At 60.9% G+C, this 26,088-nt stretch carries 25 protein-coding genes and 1 pseudogene; 9 read left to right on the top strand and 17 right to left on the bottom strand.

Annotated elements, in window-relative coordinates:
• Positions 1 to 66 precede the first annotated feature (66 nt).
• Positions 67 to 504: a ZapG family protein gene (locus HU806_RS08765; RefSeq protein WP_186611001.1), complete on the top strand. Its 438-nt coding sequence runs from the start codon at positions 67 to 69 to the stop codon at positions 502 to 504.
• Between the two features lie 251 nt (positions 505 to 755).
• Here HU806_RS08765 and HU806_RS08770 read toward each other — a convergent pair whose 3' ends face one another.
• From HU806_RS08770 to ehuR, 8 genes are all read right to left on the bottom strand, one after another.
• Entirely contained in the window at positions 756 to 2,141 is a 1,386-nt protein-coding gene (locus HU806_RS08770) for an aspartate aminotransferase family protein (RefSeq protein WP_186611002.1), read from the bottom strand.
• Positions 2,138 to 3,625: an NAD-dependent succinate-semialdehyde dehydrogenase gene (locus tag HU806_RS08775; protein ID WP_186611003.1), complete on the bottom strand. Its 1,488-nt coding sequence runs from the start codon at positions 3,623 to 3,625 to the stop codon at positions 2,138 to 2,140. Before HU806_RS08775 ends, HU806_RS08770 begins: the two co-directional genes overlap by 4 nt.
• A gap of 130 nt (positions 3,626 to 3,755) precedes the next feature.
• Positions 3,756 to 4,235: an Lrp/AsnC family transcriptional regulator gene (locus HU806_RS08780; protein ID WP_186611004.1), complete on the bottom strand. Its 480-nt coding sequence runs from the start codon at positions 4,233 to 4,235 to the stop codon at positions 3,756 to 3,758.
• Between the two features lie 186 nt (positions 4,236 to 4,421).
• Complete coding sequence (gene doeB, locus HU806_RS08785) at positions 4,422 to 5,435, bottom strand: N(2)-acetyl-L-2,4-diaminobutanoate deacetylase DoeB (RefSeq protein ID WP_186611005.1); 1,014 nt, start codon at positions 5,433 to 5,435, stop codon at positions 4,422 to 4,424.
• 3 nt (positions 5,436 to 5,438) lie between these two features.
• Positions 5,439 to 6,629 (bottom strand): ectoine hydrolase DoeA, encoded by a 1,191-nt coding sequence (doeA, locus tag HU806_RS08790; protein WP_186611006.1) that lies wholly within the window; start codon positions 6,627 to 6,629, stop codon positions 5,439 to 5,441.
• Between the two features lie 40 nt (positions 6,630 to 6,669).
• Positions 6,670 to 7,662, bottom strand: a complete 993-nt coding sequence (locus tag HU806_RS08795) for a cyclodeaminase (protein WP_186611007.1) — start codon at positions 7,660 to 7,662, stop codon at positions 6,670 to 6,672.
• 21 nt (positions 7,663 to 7,683) lie between these two features.
• The gene (eutB, locus tag HU806_RS08800; RefSeq protein WP_186611008.1) at positions 7,684 to 8,655 is read right to left on the bottom strand and encodes a hydroxyectoine utilization dehydratase EutB; all 972 of its coding nucleotides are present in this window, start codon (positions 8,653 to 8,655) and stop codon (positions 7,684 to 7,686) included.
• 323 nt (positions 8,656 to 8,978) lie between these two features.
• Positions 8,979 to 10,373 (bottom strand): MocR-like ectoine utilization transcription factor EhuR, encoded by a 1,395-nt coding sequence (ehuR, locus tag HU806_RS08805; protein ID WP_186611009.1) that lies wholly within the window; start codon positions 10,371 to 10,373, stop codon positions 8,979 to 8,981.
• A gap of 289 nt (positions 10,374 to 10,662) precedes the next feature.
• On the opposite strand from ehuR, the gene ehuB reads away from it, so the two are divergent.
• The 4 genes from ehuB to ehuA all read left to right on the top strand — a co-directional run bounded on the left by ehuB (position 10,663) and on the right by ehuA (position 13,780).
• Positions 10,663 to 11,520 (top strand): ectoine/hydroxyectoine ABC transporter substrate-binding protein EhuB, encoded by an 858-nt coding sequence (gene ehuB, locus HU806_RS08810; RefSeq protein ID WP_186611010.1) that lies wholly within the window; start codon positions 10,663 to 10,665, stop codon positions 11,518 to 11,520.
• 78 nt (positions 11,521 to 11,598) lie between these two features.
• Positions 11,599 to 12,258: an ectoine/hydroxyectoine ABC transporter permease subunit EhuC gene (gene ehuC / locus HU806_RS08815; RefSeq protein ID WP_186611011.1), complete on the top strand. Its 660-nt coding sequence runs from the start codon at positions 11,599 to 11,601 to the stop codon at positions 12,256 to 12,258.
• Positions 12,255 to 12,911, top strand: coding sequence for an ectoine/hydroxyectoine ABC transporter permease subunit EhuD (gene ehuD, locus HU806_RS08820; protein WP_186611012.1), 657 nt, complete (start codon positions 12,255 to 12,257; stop codon positions 12,909 to 12,911). Before ehuC ends, ehuD begins: the two co-directional genes overlap by 4 nt.
• Complete coding sequence (ehuA, locus tag HU806_RS08825) at positions 12,911 to 13,780, top strand: ectoine/hydroxyectoine ABC transporter ATP-binding protein EhuA (RefSeq protein WP_527251140.1); 870 nt, start codon at positions 12,911 to 12,913, stop codon at positions 13,778 to 13,780. Before ehuD ends, ehuA begins: the two co-directional genes overlap by 1 nt.
• A 210-nt stretch (positions 13,781 to 13,990) precedes the next feature.
• Here the strand turns inward: ehuA and HU806_RS08830 are convergent, their stop codons facing one another.
• Both HU806_RS08830 and HU806_RS08835 read right to left on the bottom strand, forming a co-directional pair.
• A complete protein-coding gene (locus HU806_RS08830; protein ID WP_186611013.1) occupies positions 13,991 to 14,725 on the bottom strand; it encodes a YiaD family glycine zipper/OmpA-like lipoprotein in 735 nt (244 codons plus the stop codon).
• A 152-nt stretch (positions 14,726 to 14,877) separates the two neighbouring features.
• Positions 14,878 to 16,053 carry an aspartate aminotransferase family protein gene (locus tag HU806_RS08835; protein ID WP_186611014.1) on the bottom strand — a complete coding sequence of 392 codons (1,176 nt, stop codon included), beginning with the start codon at positions 16,051 to 16,053 and terminating at the stop codon, positions 14,878 to 14,880.
• Between the two features lie 99 nt (positions 16,054 to 16,152).
• Between HU806_RS08835 and HU806_RS08840 the strand changes: the two genes are divergently transcribed.
• The 4 genes from HU806_RS08840 (at position 16,153) to HU806_RS08855 (ending at position 19,979) form a co-directional block, all read left to right on the top strand.
• Entirely contained in the window at positions 16,153 to 17,055 is a 903-nt protein-coding gene (locus HU806_RS08840; protein ID WP_186611015.1) for a LysR family transcriptional regulator, read from the top strand.
• A 274-nt stretch (positions 17,056 to 17,329) separates the two neighbouring features.
• Complete coding sequence (locus HU806_RS08845; RefSeq protein WP_186611016.1) at positions 17,330 to 18,343, top strand: sensor domain-containing diguanylate cyclase; 1,014 nt, start codon at positions 17,330 to 17,332, stop codon at positions 18,341 to 18,343.
• Positions 18,344 to 18,409: 66 nt separating this feature from the next.
• Positions 18,410 to 19,153 (top strand): DUF72 domain-containing protein, encoded by a 744-nt coding sequence (locus HU806_RS08850; RefSeq protein WP_186611017.1) that lies wholly within the window; start codon positions 18,410 to 18,412, stop codon positions 19,151 to 19,153.
• A 121-nt stretch (positions 19,154 to 19,274) separates the two neighbouring features.
• Positions 19,275 to 19,979 carry a hypothetical protein gene (locus HU806_RS08855; protein WP_186611018.1) on the top strand — a complete coding sequence of 235 codons (705 nt, stop codon included), beginning with the start codon at positions 19,275 to 19,277 and terminating at the stop codon, positions 19,977 to 19,979.
• Positions 19,980 to 20,082: 103 nt separating this feature from the next.
• On the opposite strand, the gene relB is transcribed toward HU806_RS08855, so the two are convergent.
• From relB to cyoA, 7 genes and pseudogenes are all read right to left on the bottom strand, one after another.
• Positions 20,083 to 20,397, bottom strand: a complete 315-nt coding sequence (relB, locus tag HU806_RS08860; protein WP_030139928.1) for a type II toxin-antitoxin system RelB family anti-toxin transcriptional regulator — start codon at positions 20,395 to 20,397, stop codon at positions 20,083 to 20,085.
• Positions 20,394 to 20,737 (bottom strand): annotated as a pseudogene (locus HU806_RS08865) (toxin). Before HU806_RS08865 ends, relB begins: the two are co-directional and overlap by 4 nt.
• A 142-nt stretch (positions 20,738 to 20,879) precedes the next feature.
• On the bottom strand, positions 20,880 to 21,767 hold the full coding sequence (gene cyoE / locus HU806_RS08870; RefSeq protein WP_039591595.1) for a heme o synthase: 888 nt from the start codon (positions 21,765 to 21,767) through the stop codon (positions 20,880 to 20,882).
• Between the two features lie 11 nt (positions 21,768 to 21,778).
• The gene (gene cyoD, locus HU806_RS08875) at positions 21,779 to 22,114 is read right to left on the bottom strand and encodes a cytochrome o ubiquinol oxidase subunit IV (RefSeq protein ID WP_039591596.1); all 336 of its coding nucleotides are present in this window, start codon (positions 22,112 to 22,114) and stop codon (positions 21,779 to 21,781) included.
• Positions 22,115 to 22,741, bottom strand: a complete 627-nt coding sequence (locus HU806_RS08880) for a cytochrome o ubiquinol oxidase subunit III (RefSeq protein ID WP_053125033.1) — start codon at positions 22,739 to 22,741, stop codon at positions 22,115 to 22,117.
• A gap of 3 nt (positions 22,742 to 22,744) precedes the next feature.
• Complete coding sequence (gene cyoB, locus HU806_RS08885; protein ID WP_186611019.1) at positions 22,745 to 24,775, bottom strand: cytochrome o ubiquinol oxidase subunit I; 2,031 nt, start codon at positions 24,773 to 24,775, stop codon at positions 22,745 to 22,747.
• 3 nt (positions 24,776 to 24,778) lie between these two features.
• The gene (gene cyoA, locus HU806_RS08890; protein WP_186611020.1) at positions 24,779 to 25,726 is read right to left on the bottom strand and encodes a ubiquinol oxidase subunit II; all 948 of its coding nucleotides are present in this window, start codon (positions 25,724 to 25,726) and stop codon (positions 24,779 to 24,781) included.
• Between the last annotated feature and the right edge of the window lie 362 nt (positions 25,727 to 26,088).

A 26,088-nucleotide genomic window follows, 5' to 3' on the forward strand; every position in this document is an offset into this window, starting at 1 on the left:
TTCGCGGTATACAGCGCAGGTCCGAGCCGTTAACGTAAAGCAAAGCCGTTTATAGAGGAAGGACTCGTGGAACACTCGCTCTTAGTTTGGCTGTTGCCGACTCTTGCCCTGGTTGCTGGTGTCGCCATTGGATTCCTGGTTGCCCGACTGCTGCCCAACGCGGTGCCCAACAGCACGCAACGGCAGCTGGACGACATCCAGGAACGTTTCGACAGTTACCAGAATGAGGTGGTCACCCACTTCAACAGCACAGCTTCGCTGGTGAAAAAACTCACCCAGAGCTATCAGGAAGTCCAGGATCACTTGTCCGAGGGCGCCAACCGCCTGGCGCTGGACGAGCAGACCCGCCAGCGCTTGCTGGCCGCCCTGCAAGCCGATGCGGCGCAGACGCCACGGGAACGCCTGACCCCACCAAAAGGGATCCAGGAGCCGCCACGGGACTACGCCCCCAAGGCGCCGAATTCACCCGGCATGCTCGATGAGCATTACGGTTTGAAGAAGTAGTTTCGCAGCGACACCAAAAAGCCCGCCTGATCGGATGATCAGGCGGGCTTTTTATTGGCTCTGATTCCCTATCTCAATTTGATCCCCCGTGGCGAGGGAGCTTGCTCCCGCTGGGTTGAAGCAGCCCTAGAGCAGCGAACTCGATTTTCCTGGCACACCGAGTTGCCTGGTTTTAGGGCCGCTTCGCGGCCCAGCGGGAGCAAGCTCCCTCGCCACGGGATACAGGTGTCCTGAAGAATTATTGACTCAGCTCAAGCCAACACTTCCTCCGCCACCTGGTCGATCGCCCCTTTGGTGATGTCGACGATCAGGTCGGCGTCTTCGCGGGTCAGGATCAGCGGCGGCGCGAAGCCGAGGATGTCGCCGTGGGGCATCGCGCGGGCGATCATGCCGCGTTCCAGGCAGGCGGCCGAAACCTTCGGGCCGACTTTCAGAGCCGGGTCGAACGCCGTGCGCTGTTCACGATCGGCCATGAATTCCACCGCCGCCAACATGCCATCACCCCGGACCTCACCCACCAGAGGATGACCTTCGAGGGTTTCACGCAACCGACGGTTGAGGTAGCCGCCCACGTCTTCAGCGTTGGCCGTGAGGTTTTCCCGTTCAAGAATGTCGAGGTTGGCCAGGGCCGCCGCCGCGCAGATCGGGTGTCCCGAATAGGTCCAGCCATGGCCCATCGCGCCCTCGGCCTGGGAGGCTTTTTCAATCACGCTCCAAACTTTTTCGCCGATGATCACCGCCGACAACGGCGCATAAGCGCTGGTCAGGCCTTTGGCGGTGGTGATCAGGTCCGGCTTCATGCCATAGCGCTGGCTGCCCATTTTCGAACCGAGGCGGCCAAACGCGCAGACCACCTCGTCGGCGATCAGCAGCACGTCGTACTTATCCAGCACGGCCTGGATCGCATCCCAATAACCCGCTGGCGGAACGATGATGCCGCCTGTGCCCATCACCGGTTCGCCGATGAACGCCGCGACGGTGTCCGGGCCTTCGGCGAGGATCATTTTTTCCAGCTCATCGGCGCAATAACGCACAAAGTTCGCTTCGTCCATGCCCGCCGGGGCCTTGCGATACCAATGCGGACATACGGTGTGCTTGACGCCTTCCGCCGGCAAGTCGAAGTGCTGGTGAAAGGCCGGCAGCCCGGTCAGGCTGCCGGTCATGATGCCCGAGCCGTGGTAGCCACGGTCACGGGAGATGATTTTCTTCTTCTGCGGCCGACCCAGGACGTTGTTGTAGTAACGCACCAGTTTGATCTGGGTTTCGTTGGCGTCGGAGCCAGACAACCCGTAATAAACTTTCTTCATCCCCTCCGGCGCCCAATCCATGATGCGGCTGGACAGCTCGATGATCGCCTCGCTCGAATGGCCCACATAGGTGTGGTAATAGGCCAATTCCTTGGCTTGCTTGTAGATGGCGTCCGCCACTTCGGTACGGCCATAACCGATGTTCACGCAATAGAGCCCGGCGAAAGCGTCGATGAAATCACGCCCTTCATGGTCGCGAATGCGAATACCTGACGCGCTCTTGATGATCCGTCCCTTGAGCGCACCACTGGCGTGATCGTGGGCGTGGGTCGAGGGGTGCATGAAATGCGCACGGTCTTGTTCGAACAGCGTGTTGAGTTCTTGGCTCATGCGGGCTCTCCTGGGAACTGGCCTTGATGGTGCAGGCAAAAATATTTGGTTTCGACAAAGGGCTCGAAGCCCTCGCTGCCACCCTCGCGGCCGAGGCCCGAGGCTTTCATGCCACCGAAGGGAATCGGGTGGCCGGTGAACTTGACGCCGTTGACCGCGACCATGGCGTGGTCGAGGCGGCGAATCAGCGGATAAATGACGTCCAGGCGATTCGAGCAAATATAGGCCGCCAGGCCGTACTCGGTGTCGTTGGCCATTTCGATGGCCTCGTCCAGGGTGTCGAACGGCATCACCCCGGCGATGGGCGCGAAGTTTTCCTCGCGGTAGATACGCATCTGCGGCGTGACATCGGCCAGCACGGTCGGCTGATAGAACAACCCGCCCAAGGCATGGGCCTCGCCGCCCACAAGGCGTTGAGCGCCGAGGGCCAGCGCATCGGCGACACGATCAGCAGTCCCATCGAACGCCGCCTGGTGCATCAACGGGCCGACATCCACGCCCTGCTCTTGTTGATCGACCATGGCCGGCCCGACCCGCAAGGCACGGACAGCTTCGGCGAAACGATTGAGGAATGCCTGATAGACCGGACGCTGCACCATGATCCGGTTGGCCGCGCAGCAATCCTGGCCCGACGTCTGGAACTTCGCTTCGACGGCGACTTTCACCGCTAGCGCCAAATCGGCGTCGGCGCAGACAATGAACGGCGCGTTACCGCCCAACTCCAACGCGACTTTTTTCACGTCATGAGCCGCCGCTTGCAGGACCAGTTTGCCCACCCGGGTCGAGCCGGTGAAACTCACCGAGCGCACGCGACGGTCCCTGACCAGGGTTTCCATGGCCATTTGCGGCTCGCCCAAGACCACATTGAAGACCCCGGCGGGAAAGCCTGCTTCCTCGGCCAGTTGTGCCAAGGCCAGGGCCGAGTACGGCGTTTCATGGGCTGGCTTGACCACCACGGTGCAACCGGCGGCCAACGCGGCGGCGGCCTTGCGGGTGATCATTGCCGATGGGAAATTCCACGGTGTGAGCAACGCGCAGACGCCCACTGGTTCCTTGAGGGTGCCCAGGTGCGCATTCGGAATATGACTGGGAATGTTCTGGCCATAAAGGCGCCGAGCCTCTTCGGCGAACCATGGGATGAAGCTGGCGGCATAGGCGATTTCGCCACGGGACTCGGCCAGCGGCTTGCCCTGCTCCAGGCTGAGAATGCGCGCCAGGTCTTCACTGTGTTCGGTGATCAACGCTGCCCAGCGCCGCAGGATCGCGCCGCGAGTTTCCAGGCTCTGCTCGCGCCACGCGGCAAAGGCGCGATGCGCCGCGTCCACCGCCGCGACGATCTGCGGCTGATCGAGCATCGGCACATGACCGATGACCGTGCGGGTGGCAGGGTTGTGCACCGCAATACTCTGACCACTGTCGCTGTGGACCCAATGGCCGTCGATGTAGCAAAGCGCCTTGAACAGCAGCGGATGTTGATAAGGCATGACGTTCACTCCAGACCGTTTGCGTGAACCCATGCTAGGGCAGCGGCGCTCGGGATTTCGGGTGTTTGCGCGGGGTCAGACCTTGGTTTTTTTCTGGAAAGAACCTGCTGGAAAGTGGTTTCTGCGGTGCTCAGGAAGAAGCCGTCAACTCCGCTGGCAACGCGCCGGCGGTCTTGATGGTCTTGGTGACGATGTAGGTGAAATAGCGTTCGATGCCCAGGTCTTCGAGCAGCAGTTGGTCGACGAAACGCTGGTAGGCGTCGACGTCCGGTGCCTGGATCATCGCCAGGTAATCCACCCCACCGCCGGTGGCGTAACAGAACGCCACTTCCGGCGCGGCGATCATGCGTTGCTCGAAACGGCGCATGTCCTGGGCGGTGTGTCGGGCCAGGGTGATTTCCACCAGCACCTGCTGGCGCTTGAACACCGCGCCCCAATCGATCTGCGCCCGGTAGCCAATGATCAGGCCCGCCGCCTCCAGCTTGCGCACCCGCTCCCAGGCCGGCGTCACCGAGAGGCTGATGGCCTCGGCCAGGCTCGACTTGGTGATCCGCCCGTCCTCGGCGAGGATCTGCAGGATCTTCAGGTCGTAACGATCGAGCTTGTGCATGGGACCGGGCTCTCCAGAACATTCAGTTATCACGCTGCCCCTGTGGCGAGGGAGCTTGCTCCCGCTGGGCCGCGCAGCGGCCCCAATGTCAGAGTCGCGATGGCTCAGGCCAAAAAGCGACGACTGCTTCGCAGCCGAGCGGGAGCAAGCTCCCTCGCCACGGGGTGGTGTGTCAGTTGAGGTAGATCACGCCAACACATCCGCAATCACCACCAGCGTATCGCCACACTGCACCAACCCGGGAAAGTGCCGGGCCGCCAGCAGGCCGCTGCGGGCGGCGCGGTATTCGACCGGGGCGACGCCGCTGCGGGTGGCGTCGTAGATACGCGCGACCACCTCGCCGCAGGTGACGTTTTCGCCGAGGTCGCGGCACATTTCCAGCAAGCCGTCGTGCTCACTGGCGATGAAGCAACTGGCGTCCGGCATGTCGAGCATCATCGACGGTTGCAACTCGATCGTGCCCTGCAAAATGCCGGCGTGAATCAACAGGTTGCGCACACCCCGCTCGGCAATCGCTACGCTACGCGCGGTCGACGAACCGCCGCCACCTAGCTCGGTAGTAACAAACACCTTGCCCTGGGACTCGGCCGCCGTGTCGTACATCGCCCCGGCGTCCAGCTCCAGCATGCGCATGCAATACGGCGCGTTGAACGCCAGCATTCCCGCCTCGCAGCGGGCCTCCTGCGTTTTGTCAGGCAGCACATGGCAGGCGGCGAAGGGCAGGAAGTCCAGGGTCCGGCCACCGGAATGGATGTCCAATACGATGTCGGCCAACGGCAGCAACGTGCGGTTGAAATAATCGGCAATTTTCTCGGTGACGGTGCCGTCCGGCCTGCCGGGAAAACTGCGATTCAGGTTGCCCTTGTCGATCGGCGAGGTCCGACGCCCGGCATGGAACGCCGGGGTGTTCATGAACGGCACGATGATCACCCGCCCGCTGACGTCTTCGGCGCTCAACTGCTGCGCCAGCTTGCTCAAGGCCACTGGGCCTTCGTATTCGTCGCCGTGGTTGCCGCCGCTGAGCAGCGCCGTCGGGCCGCTGCCGCGCTGGATCACGGTGATGGGGATCATCACCGCGCCCCAGGCCGAATCGTCCCGCGAGTACGGCAACTTGAGAAAGCCGTGCTGCACGCCCTCGCGGCTGAAGTCGACCGTGGCGCTGATGGGGTTGCTGATGGGATTGATGGACAAGTCGGGCATGGCTCAATCCTTCACGAACAGTTGACGAGGCACGTTGCACAGCGTCTCGACGCCGGTCTCGGTGATCAGGATGCTCTCGGTGATTTCCAGGCCCCAGTCGTCCATCCACAACCCCGGCATGAAGTGGAAGGTCATGCCCGGTTGCAACACGCTGTTGTCGCCGGGGCGCAGGCTCATGGTGCGCTCGCCCCAATCCGGTGGATAACTGATCCCGATGGGGTAGCCGCAACGGCTGTCCTTGTGAATGCCGAACTTCTCCAGCACCTTGAAAAACGCCACGGCGATGTCGCCAGTGGTGTTACCTGGTTTGGCCGCGTCCAGGCCGGCGGCGATGCCCTCGATCACGGCTTTTTCGCCGTCGAGGAAATGCTGCGGCGGCTTGCCCAGGTAGATGGTCCGCGACAGCGGGCAGTGGTATCGCTTGTAGCAACCGGCGATTTCAAAAAAGGTGCCAGCGCCCTTCTCGAACGGTGAATCGTCCCAGGTCAGGTGCGGCGCGCTGGCATCGGCGCCGGTGGGCAACAGCGGCACGATGGCCGGGTAGTCGCCGCCATGGCCGTCGGCGCCGAGGATGCCGCTGCTGTAGATCTCCGCCACCAGTTCGTTCTTGCGCATGCCCGGCTCGATCCGCTCGAGGATCCGGCTGTGCATGTTCTCGACGATGCGCGCGGCGATGCGCATGTAGGCGATTTCCTGGGGCGACTTGACGGCCCGCTGCCAATTCACCAGGCCGACCGCGTCCAGCAGTTTCGCCTCGGGCAGATGCTTTTGCAGTGACAGGTACGCGGCGGCGCTGAAGTAATAGTTATCCATCTCCACGCCAATGCGCAGCGCGCCCCAGCCACGGGCGATGATTACCTCGCGGGACAGGTAGTCCATGGGATGGCGCTCGCGGGACTGCACGTAGATGTCCGGGTAGCCGACGATGTTATCGGCCTGCATGAACACCGTGCGCTTGGCCCCGTTGGCATCCTGGCCGCGACCGAACCACACGGGCTCGCCGTCCAGCGCCAAGAGCACGCACTGGTGCACGTAGAACGACCAGCCGTCATAGCCGGTGAGCCAGGCCATGTTCGATGGATCGGTCACCACCAGCAGCTCCAGGCCCTGGGCCTGCATGGCGGCCCGAACCTTCGCCAGGCGCTGGGCGTATTCCTCCCGTTTAAACGGAAGATTGACGACTATCTCTGACATCCATCTGCCCTCTGATCAATGACGCACGAATGAAAAATGGTTAGCGGCCGAATGGGAAACCCTTGCCCGCCGCCCGCGCCCGCTCGAACGCCAGGTTGGCGATGGCGGTGTCCTGGGCGCCGGTGCCCGTGAGGTCGCACAGGGTGATTTGCGACGGGCCGATGCGCGCGGCCCGTTGCCCCGCCAGCACTTGGCCCAGTTCCATCAGCACCCGTTCGTCGCGCACGGTTCCGGCGGCCAATGCGTGATGCAACTCGCCGAGCACTCGGGTCTGGCTCAGGCGATCGGCGACGTAGCAATCGACAGCCGCCAAGGCTTGCGGTGAAATTTCGTTCTTGTGTTCCGCGTCCGAGCCCATCGCCGTAATGTGCAGGCCGGGGCGCAAATGGCGCGCCTCGATCAGCGGCTCGCGGCTGGGGGTGCAGGTGATGGCGATGTCCACGCCTTCCAAGGCTTCGTCGACCGTGCGACACGCGGTGATCGACAATCCGCTGGCGCGCGCCAGTTCAGCGCTGAACGCCTTGGCCTTCTCGGCGTCCCGCGCCCAGACCCGCACCTCCTCGATAGGCCGCACCAGGCGCAGCGCCTGAAGCTGCAACGCCGCCTGCTCGCCAGCACCGATCAGCGCAACGCTGCGGCTGTCTTCGCGAGACAGGCACCGCGCCGCCACCGCTCCGGCCGCGGCGGTGCGCACGGCGGTGAGGTAGCCATTGTCCAGCAACAGCGCCTCCAGCAAACCGGTGCGCGCCGAGAGCAGCATCATCATGCCATTGAGGCTGGGCAGGCCAAGCTTGGGGTTATCGAAAAAACCTGGGCTGACCTTGATGGCGAAGCGCTCCAGGCCCGGCAGGTAAGCAGTCTTCACGTCCACTTCGCCGTTGTGCTCGGGAATGTCCAATCGCAGGATTGGCGGCATCGCCACGGCGGCGGTGGCCAGCAGCACGAAAGCCTGCTCGACGGCGTCGACGCTCGCCAGGTCGAGGGCCACGCAACTGTGCAGGTCGGCTTCGCTCAATAGGATGACTTCACTCATGACGGGCTCCGTTAACGGTTATCAAGCGTTGGCGCCAGCGACAACGCGGGCATGTTGTTCGGTGTCGACGTTGCGCCCGCTGACCACCAGGACGATGGGACCGCGCGGTTCGATCAGGCCGTCGAGCAGCGCCGCGATACCCACCACGGCAGCGCCTTCGAGCACCAGGCGTTCTTGGTGATAGGCGTGGCGGATGGCGTTGGCGATCGAAGCTTCCGAGAGCAGGTGCAGGTCGTTGATCAGTTGGCGCGTCATGGCGAAGGTGTAGCGGTTGTCCAGGCCAATGCCGCCGCCGAGGGAATCGGCCAGGGTTGGCAGTTCTTCGACGTCCACCGGATGCCCTGCGGCGAGGCTGGCGTGCATCGCGGCACCTCGCGCCATGCTGATGCCGTGGACTTGAATCGCTGGATTGGCGCTTTTGAGGGCCAGGGCCACACCGGCAAACAAGCCGCCACCGGACAACGGCACCAACACCTGGGCCACGTCCGGTTGTTGTCCGAGGATCTCCAGGCCGAGGGTGCCTTGGCCGGCGATGATCGCCGGATGATCGAAGGGCGGCAGGAAGGTCGCGCCCTCATCTTTGGCAATGCGTTCGGCTTCACGCTGGGCATCGTCCTGGGACTGGCCGACGATGCATACCTCGGCACCCAGGTCGCGGATCGCCTGTACTTTGTTGCCCGGCACGAGGTTCGACAGGCAGACAATCGCCTTGACGCCTTGTTGCGACGCGGCATGGGCCAGTGCCCGACCATGGTTACCGGTCGAGGCCGTCACCACGCCTGACGCCTTCTGCTCCGGGCTGAGTTGCGCCACGGCATTGCTCGCCCCGCGCAGCTTGAAGCTGCCGGTGATTTGCATGGATTCGAGCTTGAGATACACCGCCACGCCCATCAGTCGCGACAGGCTGGGAGAATGCTCCATGGGCGTGCGTCGCACCAGCGACTCGATGCGCTGGCGAGCGAGATAGACATCCTGTAGCTGCAACACTGCCATGACCGCGTCCCGAGCTTATGTGTTGGGCGCAGTCTAAGAGGGCTGGATTGTGGTGATGAATGTACTAGGGCAATTTAGTTTGCATTCGTTGCGATTGAACGAAAGTGAACCGAAAACTTGAAGATGACCTCATTCCCGTGGCGAGGGAGCTTGCTCCCGCTGGGCTGCGCAGCAGACCCAAAACCATTCGACCCGTTGCATCAGCAGACCGTCGGAAGCTTTTACGACTGCTTCGCAGCCGAGCGGGAGCAAGCTCCCTCGCCACAAAAGGCCCCATGCAGTTTTTGAGTAAACACCTTGCCTTCAGAGCACCCTCTTGCACATCAGAAATCATGAATCTGCGGGTACTGGTTGAAGATCTCGCGCATGCCGATCAGCGCATGGCGCATTTCTTCGTCGCTGCATTCGGCGCCGACGCACACCCGCACGGCACGGGGCTTGGGCGTCCCGCGCACGGTGAACGGGTCGGGCGACGTCACGGCAATGTGCTTGTGCCGCAGCGCCCGCACCAGGCTGTCCACTTCCCAATGGGGCGGGATGCCAATCCATGCGTTCAAGGCGTGAGGGTGCTGGGCCAGCAGATGCTCGCCCATGTATTCGGTGACCATCGCCTGGCGCCCCGCCAACAGGCGTCGCTGCAAATGCACCAGCGATTCGGCGCGCCCATCGCGGATCCACCGGGCGGCGATCTCCGAGACCATCGGCGTGGCCATCCAACTGTTCACCCGCAGGATGCTCTCGGTGCGCAGCGCCAGGCGCTTGGGCACCACCAAGTAACCGATGCGCAGACCGGTGAGCACCGACTTGGTCATGCTCGTGCAGTAGAAGGACAGCTCCGGCAGATAATGGCTGATGGGCGGTGCGCGGCGTTCGTCCAGCAGCGGACCGTAGACGTCGTCTTCGATGATGTGCACGCCGAAACGCCGAGCAATCTCGGCGATTTCCCGGCGACGTGTGTCGGGCATCAGGCTGGTGGTGGGGTTGTTCAGGTTCGGCGTGCACACCAGCGCGGTGATGCGCTCGTTGCTGCACATGTCTTCGAAATGTTCCGGGTCGATGCCATGGCGGTCCATCTCCAAACCCTTGAGGGTAAAGCCCAGCACCTGGGAGTTGCCGATCACGCCGTGGTCGGTCACGCCTTCGCAGAGCACCACGTCGTCGGGGCCGGCCAGTGACGCCAGGGCGAGGAAGATCCCGTGGGCCGCGCCGTTGGTGATGAGAATATCGTTGCGATCAACCTTGAGCCCCTGGCGACCGATCCATTGAGCCGCCGCTTCGCGATGGGATTCAAAGCCTGCGATCGGACGAAACGCGTGGATCCACGGCTGGTCTTCTTCAGTGCTCAGCTCGGCGCAGGTGTCGCGCCAGAATTGATCATGCTCGCGAGTATGCAGGATGCGCGTAATGGAAAAATCCACCAGGGCGCGCTCGGGGCTGTCGAGGATGTAAGTGGCGACCCGGTCGCTCATGCGCCGTGAGACGAAGCTGCCACGCCCCACTTCGCAACGCACCAGCCCCTGGCGTTCCAGTTCCTTGTAGGCATTGGTGACGGTCTGCACGCTGATACCCATCGCATCGGCCACTTGCCGTTGCGGTGGCAGGCGCTGATCGTTGGCCAGGGTGCCCTGCTCGATGTCGTCGGCGATGGCCTGCACCAGTATCTTGTATTTGGATTCACCACTGCGGGCGACGTCCAAGGCTGATTTCCACTTATCCATAACGCTGCAACCCGCGTGTGTACTGGTGCGCACAGCATTGCGCGGCAATCGCGGCAAAGCAATTGTCCTAGTGCAATACAATCAGCGCCGGGGCTTTTGTATGCTCGGTCCAAGGTCGTCATCCAGGCGGGCTCATCGCCCCGACAAAAAGCCGGATCGACCTGTACCGGCGCCGTTATCGATTCCAGGCCTCGCCCGGGTCCGCCGCTGTACGCTTTGCTCTTGTCACACTGCCTCCTAACACAGAACCGTCCACCGACGGATCCACAAGAAACAGGAGATTTTATCGATGAGCAATTTTCTTCCCGGCACCTGCGCGCCCCTGCGCCAGCTCTTGTTGACCTGCGCGGTGCTCGGCCTGACCGGCACCGTTCAAGCCGCGACCCTGGACACCGTCAAAAGCAACAGCAGCATCCGCATTGGCTATGCGAACGAGACCCCGTTCGCCTTCACCGAAACCGACGGCACCGTCACCGGTGAATCGCCGGAAATCGCCAAGATCATCTTCGCCAGAATGGGCATCCAACAGGTCAATGGCGTGCTCACCGAATGGGGTTCGCTGATTCCTGGGCTGCGCGCAGGTCGCTTCGACGTGATTGCCGCCGGCATGTACATCACCCCGGCGCGCTGCAAGCAAGTGTTGTTCACCGATCCCCAATACCAACTGCCCGACGCCTTGCTCGTGGCCAAGGGCAACCCGAAAAAACTCTACAGCTATGAAGACATCGCCAAGCAACCGGATGTGAAGCTGGCGATCATGGCCGGCACGGTGAACCTGGCCTACGCCCGCGATTCCGGGGTCAAGGATGAGCAGATCCTCCAGGTCCCCGACACCACCGCACAACTGCAAGCCGTGCGCGCCGGTCGCGCCGACGCTGCGGTCGGCACGCAACTGACCATGAAAGGCCTGGCTTCCAAGGGGGGTGACAAGGTCGAGGCAATGACCGAGTTCAAGGACGATCCATCCCACATCGGCTACGGCGCCCTGGCCTTTCGCCCCGAGGACAAAGACCTGCGCGACGCGGTCAATGCCGAGCTGAAAAAATGGCTGGGCTCCGAAGAACACCTCAAGGCCGTCGCGCCATTCGGTTTCGACAAGTCCAACGTCACCAGCAAGACCGCGGCCGAGCTCTGCGCTCAGCCATAGTCGAACTGGCGTGCCGAAACGGGCATGACGCGCACGCGTGATGCCTGTTCCCTGCTTCATCGGATATCGGGTTGAACCATGGGCGAATTACTTCCGTTACTGATTCAAGGGGCCTGGGTCACGCTGCAGGTGACCTTCTTCGGCTCATTGCTGGCAATTGTCGCGGCGGTGCTCGCGGCCCTCGGTCGGCTGTCGCCATGGCGCGCGTTGCGCTGGTTTTCGATTACCTACATCGAAGTGTTCCGTGGCACCTCGCTGCTGGTGCAGTTGTTCTGGCTGTTCTTCGTGTTGCCGCTGCCGCCGTTCAACATCGAGCTGAGCCCGTACGCCGTGGCGATCGTCGGCCTGGGGCTGCACATCGGCGCGTATGGGGCCGAAGTGATGCGCGGCGCCATCAGCTCGGTCGCCAAAGGCCAATACGAAGCCTGCACGGCGCTGAACTTCAGCGGCTTCACGCGCTTCAAGCGAATCATCTTGCCGCAAGCCCTGCTGGCGGCTATCCCGCCGGGCACCAACTTGCTGATCGAGCTACTGAAGAACACCTCGCTGGTGTCACTGATCACCTTGTCCGACCTGAGCTTCCGGGCGCGACAGTTGGATCAGGCGACATTCCAGACCCTGGAAATCTTCAGCCTGGCGCTGGTGATGTATTTCATCCTCGCCCAGGCCATCAACTTCGGCATGCGCAGCATTGAGCGCCGGTTGAGCCGGGGCCGGATGCGTGGAGGACTGTCATGACCCTGTTCGACTGGTCCTACGCGGCGCAAATCCTCCCGGATCTGCTGCGGGCCTCTCTTAATACCGTGGGCATCACCCTGATCGGTTTCGTGATCGCGATCGTCCTGGGGCTGTTCCTGGCGATTGGCCGGCGCAGTCGCAAGTTCTGGTTGTCGTGGCCGGCCACGGCGGTGATCGAATTCATCCGCAGCACGCCGTTGCTGATCCAGGTGTATTTCCTTTACTACGTGCTGCCCAACTACGGCCTGAGCCTGACGGCCATGCAGGTTGGGATCGTGGGTATCGGACTGCACTACGCCTGCTACATCGCCGAGGTTTATCGCAGTGGCCTCGACGCGGTGCCGCGGGCGCAGTGGGAAGCGGTGACGGCGTTGAACATCGCGCCGTACGACGCCTACCGCAACATCATCCTGCCCCAGGCGCTGAGACCGATCGTGCCGCCCCTGGGCAACTACCTGGTGGCGATGCTCAAGGACACGCCGGTGCTGTCGGCAATCACCGTGGTGGAAATCATGCAGCAGGCCAAGAACATCGGTTCCGAGCATTTCCGTTACCTGGAACCCATCACCCTGGTCGGCCTGTTCTTCCTCGCCCTGAGCCTCGCCTTGGCTTGGCTGGTACGGCGCCTTGAAACGCGCATGGAGCTACGCTAATGACTTTACCTCTGTCCACGCCCACCGATTTGTCCCGGCGCAGCACGCTGGCATCGCAGCAGGAGGCCCCGGCCATGCAGATTCCGACACCGTCCCGGCCGATTGTGAGTTTCCAGGACGTGACCAAGAGCTATGGCAGCTTTACCGTGCTCGATCATCTGAACCTGGACGTCGCGCCCGGCGAAAAAGTCGCGATCATCGGTCCCAGCGGCTCGGGCAAATCCACCCTGCTGCGGGTGTTGATGACGCTTGAAGGCATCGACCAGGGCCAGATCCGCATCGAAGACGACTCCCTGACCCACATGCCCAACCGCAACGGCGTGCTGGTGCCGGCCAACGACCGACACATTCGCCGGGTGCGCGGCAAGATAGGCATGGTGTTCCAGAGCTTCAACCTGTTTCCCCACATGACCGCCTTGCAGAACGTCATCGAGGCGCCAGTGCAAGTGCTCGGCATGAATCCGAAGGAAGCCCGCGAGCGCGCGGCCGATCTGCTGGAGCTGGTGGGCCTGGGCAACAAGCTCGACCATTACCCGTCGCAGTTGTCCGGCGGTCAGCAACAACGGGTGGCGATTGCCCGGGCCTTGGCGATGCGGCCCAAGGTCATGCTGTTTGACGAGGTGACTTCGGCGTTGGATCCGGAGTTGTGCGGCGAGGTCTTGAACGTGATCCGCAAGCTGGGCGCCGAGCACAATCTGACGATGCTGATGGTGACCCACCAGATGGGCTTCGCTCGGGAGTTCGCCGACCGGGTGTGCTTCTTCTACAAGGGGCAGATCCACGAGCAAGGCACACCTGCGCAGATTTTCGAGAACCCGCAGCAGGAACGGACGTGTGCGTTCTTGAGTGCGGTGAAAGAGGCTAATTAAACTCAGCACTTCGTGGCGAGGGAGCTTGCTCCCGCTGGACTGCGCAGCAGGCCCAAAACCGACCGCCGCGGTGTGTCTGGAGGATTGAGGTGACTGGTCTGGGGGTTGCTGCGCAACCCAGCGGGAGCAAGCTCCCTCGCCACAAGGGCCCCAGCCACGAAAAAGGGGGGCCATGTTTCCATGGTCCCCCTTTCATTTACCGCCCAGCGCTTACGGATACTGCTGGTAAGTCTGCCCCTGCTGCTGCGGCGCCTGGTATTGCTGGCCGGGGATGGCCTTGAGGTTGACCTCGACACGACGGTTCTGCGCGCGGCCATTGACGTCGGCGTTGCTGGCGACCGGGTTGTCCGGGCCGGCTCCGCGAGCCGTTAGGTTGGCACCGCTCACGCCTTGCGACGTCAGGTAAGTCGCCACGCTCTGGGCACGGCGCTGGGACAGGTCCATGTTGTGCTGGCGGCTGCCGGTGCTGTCGGTGTAGCCGACGATTTCAATCTGGTTCTGGTTGAACTCCTTGAGGGAGTTGGCCAGGTTGTTCAGCGGCTGGTAGAAGCTCGACGCAATGTTGGCCGAGTCGGTGGCAAAAGTGATGTTGCCCGGCATGATCAGCTTGATCTGGTCGCCCTGGCGCTGCACTTCGACACCGGTATTGGCCATGCTGGCGCGCAGTTTTTTCTCCTGCTGGTCGGCGTAGTAACCGTAGCCGGCCGCCGAAGCCCCTACCACCGCCGCGCCGATCAATGCCCCTTTGCCACGGTTATCGTGGCCGATGGCCGCGCCCGCCAATGCACCGGCCAAGGCGCCGAGGCCGCCATACTTGGCGGTTTTGCTCATGCCGGAAGAATCGGTAGAGGCCTGGCCTTGGTTGTCATAGGGGTTGGGCGACGCACAGCCGGACAACAGGGCCACGGCAGTAGCGACAACGATCAAGCGACGCGAGGTGAACATGGAGATGCTCCTGGGTTTTCAGTCTGAGTGCCAAAGTGTAGGCAATCGACTCTGGCTGGCGTTGGAACGCGACAATCGTTAAAAATTCCGTTCCGCTGCGCTGCGCTTCATCCAGACTGACCACCACAGACCATCGGCTTGGCGAAGTCGCCTCACACCTGCGCCAGACAACGACTTACACCCCTGACAATCATCTCCACTTCTCGTCCGTCAATTGTCAGGGGCGGCAGCAGGCGGATGGTCTTGCCCCGGGTGACATTGATCAACAAGCCGTGGTCCCGGGCGGCGCAGAGGGTCAGGTCACGGACCGGTTGCTTGAGTTCTACGCCGATCATCAGCCCTTGGCCACGGATCTCAAGCACGTTCGGGTTGTCCGCCAATTCGGCCCGCAAGCGGCTGAGCAGTTGCTCGCCCTGGCGCCGGGCATTCTCCAGCAGGCCTTGTTCCTCGATGATATCCAACACCGTGCAACCGACGCGACAAGCCAACGGATTGCCGCCAAACGTGCTGCCATGGCTGCCGGGGGTAAACAACTCGGCGGCCTTGCCCCGGGCCAGGCAGGCGCCGATAGGCACGCCGTTGCCCAGGCCTTTGGCGAGGGTCATGACGTCCGGCACGATGTCCTCGTGCTGGAAAGCGAACCACTGCCCGGTGCGGCCGATGCCGGTCTGGATCTCGTCGAGCATCAGCAACCAGGCGCGCCGGCTGCACAGGTCCCGCAGCGCTTTCAAATAACCCGGCGGCGCGAGTTGCACGCCGCTTTCGCCCTGGATCGGTTCAACCAATATCGCGACGATACGCTCGCCGTGGGCTTGCTGGACCTTTTCCAAGGCAGCGAGATCGCCGAACGGCACTTTGACGTAATCCCCCGGCAAGCGATTGAAGCCCAGCCGCACCGACGGGCCGTCGCTGGCGGACATCGTGCCCAAGGTACGCCCATGGAAGGCGTTGTCCATTACCACGACCAGCGGCTGCTCGACGCCTTTATGCCAGCCGTGCAGGCGTGCCAGTTTCAGTGCGGTTTCATTGGCCTCGGCCCCTGAATTGTTGAAAAACACCCGCTCCATGCCCGAGAGCTGCGTGAGCTTGTGCGCCAGCCGTTGTTGCCAGTCGATGCTGTACAGGTTGGAGGTGTGCAGCAACAGGCCGGCCTGCTCACTGATGGCCGCCACTAACTTGGGATGGGAATGCCCGACGTTGGTCACCGCCACGCCCGCCACCGCGTCCAGATACTCGCGACCGTCCCGGTCCCACAGGCGGGTACCCAGGCCATGGGTGAAGTTCAGCGCCAAGGGTTGGTAAGTGGTCATCAGGCAGGCGGCGGTCATGACATCTGGTTCCATTTGAGTGATTTTTTCCAGTATGGTTAGCCACTCCTGATGGATAAATGCCGTTTTACTTAAATCATTTAAAAGCTGAGCTTGATAATGGATTTGTTCCAGGCAATGACCGTGTACGTAAAAGTGGTGGAAACCGGCAGCCTGACAGCGGCGGCGCAGGTGTGTGAAATGTCGACGACCATGGTGGGCAATCATCTTCGGGCATTGGAGCAACGCCTCGGTGCGCGCCTGATCAACCGGACGACCCGCCGCCAGCGCTTGACCGAAATCGGCTCGGCCTACTATCAGCGTTGCCTGGAAGTGATCGGGCTGGTCGCCGATTCCGAACGCCTGGCCGAGCAGACCCAAGGCGATCCCAGCGGCACCTTGCGCATCACCGCGCCGCTGACCTTCGGCACCGAACGCCTCGCACCGGCGCTGGCTGAATACAGCCAGTGTTATCCACAGGTCAAACTCGATGTCGTACTGACCAATCAGCGTCTCGACCTGCTGGACCATGGCTTTGACGTTGCCATTCGCCTGGGCCATCCCGACCCGAAGCTGATCGCCCGCCCCCTGATGGACTACACCCTTACCGTTTGCGCCTCCAAGGCTTACTTGGCCCGGCGCGGCACGCCGCAAAAGCCCGATGACCTGCAACACCACGATTGCCTGTCGTTCGCCTATTCCGCCGGCGACGAATGGCGCTTTGCCCAGGAGCACTGGCCCATCAACGGGCCGGACGGGGAAATCAAAGTGCCGGTGCGCGGGCCGATGCTGATCAACAGCTCTTCCGGCCTGCACCGTGCGGCCCTGGCCGGCATGGGCGTGGTGATGCTGCCGGACGCGCTGGTGGCGCAGGATCTGGAGGATGGACACTTGGTGGCGCTGTTGCAGGACTATCAACTGCCCCACCGGCCGATGAGCCTGATGTACGCCCAGGATCGCTATCGTTTGCCGAAGCTGCGCAGTTTCGTCGAGTTTGCGCTGCAAAAGTGGAGCAAACCCTGAAGTAATAAATCTTCTCGTGGCGAGGGAGCTTGCTCCCGCTGGCCTGCGCAGCAGGCCCAATGTGGTGTGTCAGTGCAATCAGGACGAATAATCCGGGGGGCTGCTGCGCAACCCAGCGGGAGCAAGCTCCCTCGCCACGGTGGGGCTACCCTGCGGCCGTGTATGCGCCGGCAAGTCCCATCAACCATGCCTCCTGCTAGTGGCGCCCCGCCCCATCGGCTACTCTTCACCCCTGGAGAGCATTTTGATATCAGGGCTGATTGGGGGAACGATGATGGACGACGCCTCGAAAATCGAATTGCTGCGGCTCGATTTATCCGATCTGGACGAAAGCGTGCTGCACACCATCATGGAGCTGGTCAGCGACGGCATCTGGGACTGGAATGCCAATACCGGCTTCGTTTACCGCAACCCCGGCTGGTACAGGATGCTCGGCTATACGCCCCACTCGCTGAACAACAGCGTGCTGACATGGGAGAGCGTTATCCATCCGCAAGATTACCCCCACGTGATGGCGCTGTTCGACGATTACCTGAAACAACGCTCACCTGGATATCAGGCCGAATATCGCTGCCGCACCCATGACGGCGCCTATATCTGGATTGAAGACCGCGGTTATGTGATCGCTCGCAATCCCGACGGCAGCGTGGCCCGCATGATCGGCGCGCATCGCAGTATCGACGACAGGAAGCGCCTGTTCGAGCAACTGGAACGACGCAACAAATCCCTGGAAGCGATCATCGAAGAACGCACCCGCGAACTGTCTCGGGTCAACCAGCAACTGCAAATCCAGCTCGAGGAAAATCGCCGGCTCGCCGAAACCGACGCCTTGACCCTGGTCGCCAACCGCTACCGCCTGGAACAGGCGCTGCCATTGGCCTGTGAGCGCGCCCAGCGCTTTCGCGAACCGTTGTCGCTGATCTCGATGGATGTCGACGATTTCAAGGACATTAATGATCGTTACGGCCATGCCTTCGGCGATGCGGCGCTGGTGCAAGTGGTGCAGGCGGTCAAGCGCTGCGAACGCGACGGGGATTTGCTGGTGCGTTGGGGCGGTGATGAATTCATCATGATTTTGCCCAATACGTCCCGGGACGATGCCTTCCTGATGGCCGAAACTATCCGCCGAGGCCTGTCCGACTTGCTCCCGGTGGGCGATTTCCAGATCACCATGAGTTTTGGTGTGGTGCAGCGGTTCGAGGACGAGCAGCACGCGGCGCTGTTGGATCGGGCAGACCAGGCGCTGTATCGCTCCAAGATGGCCGGCAAGAATGTGATCTGCGATTGAAAAAATGAATCCCTGAGGCGTTTGCGAGGGTCATAACCTGTGTCCCTTGCGATCAGGTCTACCCAGTTGCCGACTCGACTCCTCCCTTCATCAAATCTTTTCCCGGGCTGCGCCGGTTGGTCATTGCCGAGAGCGCACTGGCCAGCCTTTCCCGAGGAAGGCTCTCATTTGCAGCGCTACAGCGCTCGCTTCCCGGCCGTGGAAATCAACAGTTCGTTCTACCGTCCACACCGCCCCGCCACCTATGCAAAATGGGCGGACAGCGTGCCGCCGGATTTTCGCTTCTCGGTCAAGGTGCCAAAGCAGATCACCCACGAGCGGCGCTTGCACGACTGCGAGGGGCTGGTGGATGAATTCCTCGGGCAATGCTCGCAGTTGGGGGAAAAACTGGGTTGCCTGTTGATCCAATTGCCCCCGTCGCTGGCTTACGACAGCAGCGTGGCCAAGGACTTTTTCAAAGCGCTGCGAGACCGCTATCAGGGCCACGCGGTACTTGAACCTCGACACCCGAGCTGGCTCGCACCGCAGGCCACGGCGATGCTGCTGGACGAACGCATCGGTCGGGTCGCCGCGGATCCTTCGCCCCTGCCGGGCGGCGATGAACCGGCGGGCTGGCCGGGAGTGCGTTACTACCGGCTGCACGGCTCGCCAAGAATTTACTACTCGGCGTATGAAGACGCTTGGCTGGAGCAGCTCGCGCGAAAATTGAAGGCCGCACCGGACACACCGACCTGGTGCATCTTCGACAACACCGCCAGCGGCGCCGCGACAGGGGATGCGTTGCGATTGATGGAGTTGATGCGCAGGTAAAATATTCACCGGTGGCCGGTCCGACCGTGACAACACCGCCCGCGTCCAATAGATTAGGCGACCGGAAAAAAGCTCAATGCCTTTCTCGCCTTATCCAGCTAACAGAAGTAGTGAAATTTCAATGTCCGATTCCAATACCGCTGAATCTGTAGTCACCCTGTCGTCCAAAGCGGAATACGAAAACTCCATCAATCTTTCACAGCATCTGCCCCAGGCCAAAAGCATCAGTGAAATGGTCCTCGATGCCTTCCAGTCGAACCGCGAAAGCGACCAGATCCGCGATCTGCGCAACGCCATTCGCCAGGCGCACGATGCGTTCGATGACGACAAGGCCTACGAACTGATGGGCCAGCTCAAGCAGCTCAAGGACGCCGAAGCCGCTGATTTCGCAGCCTTGGAAGACCTCAGCAGCCGCTTCCCGATCAGCCGCATTCTCTCCAGCTACAAGGATGATCCGGACTTCCAGGAACTGGTCTACGGCTTGGCCCTGAAAGTGCTGAACCAGACCCACCAGGCCATCAGCAACCCCAGCGGCAGCAAGGGCAAGGCCTCGCGCGCCAAGAAAGAAGCCGAGGTATTTGTCATCAGCAAGGACGGCATCAGCGTCACCCTGCCGCTGCGCACACCGCGCTCCAAGCCGAACGTCGATCGCGAGGTCTTCGAGTTCCTGGGCTTCAACTTCGTCGGTGAAGGCGACGAAGCCGAGCTGGAAAGCGAAACCTTCCTGGACAACGACGGCACCGAACAACCGGTTACCCGCAAAAGCATCGTCACCGCGTTGCAGCAGCAGAAAGCATTCGACGGCTACAGCATCGCTCAGCAATAAGGCCCGGTTGATTTCCCCCGTGGCCGCGGCGCTATGAAACAGCGCCCATGAAAAAGCCCCGCGCTTCTCTCGAAGGCGGGGCTTTTTCATGACTATCAGCTTTTCAAACAGCGCCGAGACGCTCGACCATATCTGGAAACTTTTCGACCAGTTTGATCAACAAAGCCGCTTGGGCATTAGGCTTGGATTTTTCCTGCTCCCAGTTACGAAGAGTGCCTGGACTGGTCCGGATGCTCTTGGCAAAAACGGCTTGAGACATATGAAGCCGGTCACGCAAAGCCACGATTTCCTGGGCCGATACCTCGGGAACCGGTTTGTCCTCGATCGATATCTGGCGAAGGGTAATCTTGCCCTCGCGGTGAGCGGCCATCTCTTCGACGCCTTGCATCATCTCGGCAAACAGATCGCGCTTTTTCATAAGGTACCTCGTACTTTCAACTCAGCTTCTATGGCGCGCTTGAGCATCTTCTCTTGCTCGGAGGTCAGGTTTTCCAACTCATCCTTGTCATAAATTGCAAACATCCAACACTGACGATCATTCATGAGCCAATAGTAAATAACCCGAACCCACCTCGTTTCCCTTTGCCACGACGTTCATCGAACCAGCGCAGCTTACGAAAACCACCGGTACGTGGCATGACATCACCGACCTCTGGATGCCGCAGCATATAGGACTGGAGGAGGCGATATTCATCGTCAGCCAGGTATTGACCAACTGTGGCGGTGAACGACGTTGTTTCGAAAAATAGGGTTCGCATGGCCAAAACTATAGGCAAATTGCGCATGATTCAACCAGCCATAATCTGTTGCGACGAATGACACCCGCTTCCATGCCTCACCAAAACAAAAAAAGCCCCGCGCTTCTCTCGAAGGCGGGGCTTTTTTTGCAGCGTCTGAAGCTTAAGGCGCGTAGGTCAGCAGCAGCTCACTCGGCACTTTGAAGTCCAGGGACATCATGACGCTCAAGGCAGTGATGGTGAAGATCGAGAACACAAACAGCTTGCGTGCCCAGACCGTGTCATCCACTGCCTTGTAGCCAGTCCAGGCCATGTACAGCCAGTACATGCCCATGGCGGCGGCGACGGCGAGGTAGCTCATGCCGGCGTAACCGCTGAAGGTCAGCATCAAGGTCGCCACGAGGAAGGCCAGGATGTACAGCAGGATGTGCTTCTTGGCGACCTGAATGCCACGCTTGACCGGCAGTACCGGAATCGAGGCCGCCAGGTAGTCGTTGAAGCGAAAGATTGCGATGGCGTAGGAATGCGGCATCTGCCACAGGCTGAACATCACCAACAGCGTCAGCGCGGCCATGTCGAAGCTGTTGCTGACCGCGACATAGCCGATCACTGGCGGCATCGCGCCCGACAGGCTGCCCACCAGCGTGCCGTGGACCGACTTGCGCTTGAGGTAAAGGCTGTAGAGGCCGACGTAGATGACAAAACCGATCACCGCGAACAACGCCGCCAACGGGTTGGCGACCCAATAAAGCAGCGCCACGCCGGCCACGCCCAGCACCGTGGCGAATGCCAGGGCCAGTTGCACCGGAATCAGGCCTTGGACCAGCGCCCGGTTCTTGGTGCGTTCCATCTTGATGTCGATGTCACGGTCGATGCAGTTGTTGAACACGCAACCGGACGCCACCACCAGGGAGGTGCCGATCATCGCCGCCAGGAAGATGGCCAGATCGACATGCCCTTTCGAGGCCAGGAAAAACCCGCCCGCCACAGAAAGCACGTTACCGAAAATGATCCCCGGCTTGGTGATTTGGATAAAGTGCTTCAGTGACATCCGGAGTTTCCTCAGTGCGCCATCATGTTGGTGTGGATGCTGAACATGATCCACAACGACAAGCCGACCAGCAGTACGATCACCAACGCGGCGAAGACAAACGCAATCACGTTGTTCCGCTGGGCGGCCGAGCGGTCCAGGTGCAGGAAGTACACCAGGTGGACCAATACCTGGACCACGGCGAAGATCAGGATGATCCAAAGCGTCAGGCTCTTGGGCAGCGATGGGTACATCACCAGGCCGAACGGAATGACCGTCAGGATCACCGACAGGATGAAGCCGATGGCGTAGGACTTGACGCTGCCGTGGCCGGCGTCGTGGCCATCATGGGAATGAGCGTTAGCCATTTACAGGGTCCCCATCAGATAAACAACGGTGAATACGCAGATCCACACCACGTCCAGGAAGTGCCAGAACAGGCTCAGGCAGCTCAGGCGCGTCTTGTTGGTGGCGGTCAGGCCATTTTTCTGGACCTGATACATCATGATCGCCATCCAGATCAGGCCGCTGGTCACGTGCAGGCCGTGGGTGCCGACCAGGGTGAAGAACCCGGACAGGAAGCCGCTGCGGCTAGGGCCGTAGCCTTCGGCGATCAAGATATGAAACTCGTTGATCTCCATGGCGATAAAGCCGGCGCCCAGCAGGAAGGTCATCGCCAACCAGCCCAGGACCTGGGTTTTCTTGCCCTTGAACAACGCCAGCATGGCGAAGCCGTAGGTAATCGAACTGAACAGCAGCAGAGCGGTTTCGCCCAGCACGTAAGGCAGTTCGAAGATGTCGTGGCCCGACGGGCCACCGGCGACGTTGTTAACCAGCACCGCGTACACCGCGAAGATCGACGCAAACAGAATGCAGTCGGTCATCAGGTAGAGCCAGAAACCGAATACGGTCATCTCGCCCGAGTCGTGGTGATGGTCATCGTGCCCATGGTCATGACCATGGGCGTGTCCAACATTGGTCACTAAGTTCGACATGGTTTAAGCCTGTTCCAACGAGGTTTCAACACGGGTGGCGGAGGCTGGGACTTTCCCGGCCGCGACCAGACGCTTGTGCTGCTCGGCTTCGATGCGCTCGATGACATCCACCGGCACCATGTAGCCCTGATCATCACGGGCGGCATGGATGGTGAAATACACCACGGTGCCGACCAGGCTGGCGATGGCCAGCCACCAGATGTGCCAGATCATCGCGAAACCGAACACGGTCAGCAGTGCGCCCATGACCACACCGGTAGCGGTGTTGTTGGGCATGTGGATCGGCGCGTACTTGGCCGGAGCCTGGTACGCAGTACCGGCTTCCTTGGCTTCGGTGAACGGGTCGATGACGTCCGCTTTTGGCAGCACGGCAAAGTTGTAGAACGGTGGTGGCGAAGACGTCGACCATTCCAGGGTATGGGCATTCCACGGGTCACCGTGTTCGCACATGTTTTCCGGCTTCTTGCGGTCACGCACGCTGACGTAGAGTTGGATCAGCTGGCAGGCGATACCGACCGCGATCATCACCGCACCGAACATCGCGACGTACAGGTACGGCACCCACTCAGGGTTGGTGGTGGCGTTCAGGCGACGGGTCATGCCCATGAAGCCCAGAGCATAGAGCGGCATGAACGCGACGAAGAAGCCCGAGATCCAGAACCAGAACGCTGCCTTGCCCCAACCTTCGTGCAGCTTGAAGCCGAACGCTTTCGGGAAGTAGAACGCAAAGCCCGCGATGTAGCCGAACACGGCACCGCCGATGATCACGTTATGGAAGTGCGCGATCACGAACAGGCTGTTGTGCAGCACGAAGTCCGCACCCGGGATGGCCAGCAGTACGCCGGTCATGCCGCCGATGGCGAAGGTCACCATAAAGCCCAGGGTCCACAGCACGTGGCTGGTGAAACGCAGGCGGCCCTGATAGATGGTGAACAGCCAGTTGAACAGCTTCACACCCGTCGGGATGGAAATCAGCATCGTCGCCAAACCGAAGAAGGCGTTGACGCTGGCACCCGAACCCATGGTGAAGAAGTGGTGCAGCCAGACCATGAAGCCCAGTACCGAGATCGCGCCGGAAGCGTAGATCATCGAGTGGTGGCCAAACAGTTTCTTGCCGGAGAAGGTCGAGATGACTTCGGAGAAGATACCGAACGCCGGCAGGATCAGGATGTACACCTCAGGGTGACCCCAAGCCCAGAACAGGTTGACGTACATCATCGGATTTCCACCCAGTTCATTGGTGAAAATGTGGAAATCCATGTAGCGGTCAAGCGTCAGCAGAGCCAGGGTAGCGGTGAGGATCGGGAACGAAGCGACGATCAGTACGTTGGCCCAGGTGCAGGTCCAGGTGAAGATCGGCATGTCCATCAGCTTCATGCCCGGGGTACGCATTTTCAGCACGGTGGCGAGGAAGTTGACCCCCGTCAGCGTCGTACCCAACCCGGATAGCTGTAGCGCCCAGATGTAGTAATCCATCCCCACGCCCGGACTGTATTGCAAGCCCGACAGCGGCGGATAGGCAACCCAACCGGTCTTGGCGAATTCGCCGACGCCCAGGGACAGGTTGATCAGCACCACGCCGGACACCAGCAACCAGAAGCTCAAGGAGTTCAGGAACGGATAGGCAACGTCACGCGCGCCGATCTGCAGCGGCACTGCAAGGTTCATCAGGCCGGTGAAGAATGGCATCGCCATGAAGATGATCATGATCACACCGTGGGCGGTGAAGATCTGGTCATAGTGTTCAGGCGGCAGGTAGCCAGGCGAACCCTCGGTGGCCATGGCCAACTGGGTACGCATCATGATCGCATCGGCAAAACCGCGCAGCAGCATGACCATGGCGACGATGATGTACATCACGCCGATCTTCTTGTGGTCGACCGAGGTCAACCATTCAGTCCACAGGTAAGTCCACTTCTTGAAGTAAGTGATACCCGCGAACAGCGCCAGACCACCGAGCGCGATGATGGCGAGGGTCACCATGACAATCGGCTCGTGGAACGGGATCGCTTCCCAACTTAATTTACCAAACATCGTTTACTCCTCTGCCCCGGCAGCTGAATGCGAGCTCATGTCCATCCCTTCCATGTTGTGGGCCACTTCCTTGTCTTTCTTCTCGTGATGCATCGGCTTGCCTGGATTCATCCCTTCATACTTATCGATGATGGTCTGGAACAGGTTCGGCGTGACCGACGAGTAGAGTTCGACTGGGTTGTTCTGGCTCGGCTTGGAAAGGGCTTCGTATTCAGCTTTTTCAAGCTGTTTAGGTGCCTTCTTCACATCGTTGACCCAGGCATCGAAATCTTCTTGGGTCGTGGCGATAGCTTTGAACTTCATGCCGGTGAAACCCGCGCCGCTGTAGTTGGCGGAGATACCGTCGAGTTCGGCGTTCTGGTTGGCGATCAGGTGCAGCTTGGTCTGCATGCCGGCCATCGCATAGATCTGGCCGCCCAGGCCCGGGATGAAGAACGAGTTCATCACGGTGTCGGAGGTGACCTTGAAATTGATCGGCGTGTGGGCCGGGAACACGATCTTGTTGACCGTGGCGATGCCTTGTTCCGGATAGATGAACAGCCACTTCCAGTCCATCGAGACCACTTCGATGGTGATCGGCTTGACGTCGGAATCCAGCGGACGATAAGGGTCCAGGGCGTGAGTCGATTTGTAGGTGATGTAACCCAGGGCAATGATGATCAGTACCGGAATGGTCCACACCGCGATTTCGATTTTGGTCGAGTGGGACCATTTCGGCGTGTACGTGGCACTGGTGTTGGACGCGCGATATTTCCAGGCGAACAGGAACGTCATGACGATAACCGGCACGACGACCAGCAACATCAGCAGCGTGGCGGTGATGATCAGGTTTCGTTCATCCAGGCCGACCTGGCCCTTGGGATCGAGCAAGGTCATGTTGCAGCCTCCCAGCAGCAACGTGCCGAGCAGCGGCAACAAGCCTAGTAATCGGGGGTACCTGTTTTTACTCATCTCACGACCTCTAAAGCAGCTTGCGCAATGCAGTTGGGTTTTGATCGCCAACACTTCACCCTGCCAAGGGTTGGCATTTTCTTGGATTGAATAAGGGCTGCCCGTCGAACGTCAGACGCTGTTCGACACATCCTGGGCCAGCAGTGAGTTCTTATTCGTTGGTCAAAGGCCTAGTTCAAGCCCAATTCCATTTGGTGCGGGTAGTTGGAGGCACCGACACCTGGGGTCGCATGGGGCGCTGGCGCCCTTCGACCACTCTCGTGCTCAAGCCTGAGCCGGGTCGGAAAATCGGTGCGGGCGATTGTAGTGAGCTGGAGCCTTCGAGACCATGTCTTAACCCGAAATAATTTTTATCCGATCCG

It is taken from the genome of Pseudomonas sp. SWRI154, from assembly GCF_014268645.1.
Taxonomy (GTDB): Bacteria; Pseudomonadota; Gammaproteobacteria; order Pseudomonadales; family Pseudomonadaceae; genus Aquipseudomonas; species Aquipseudomonas marvdashtae.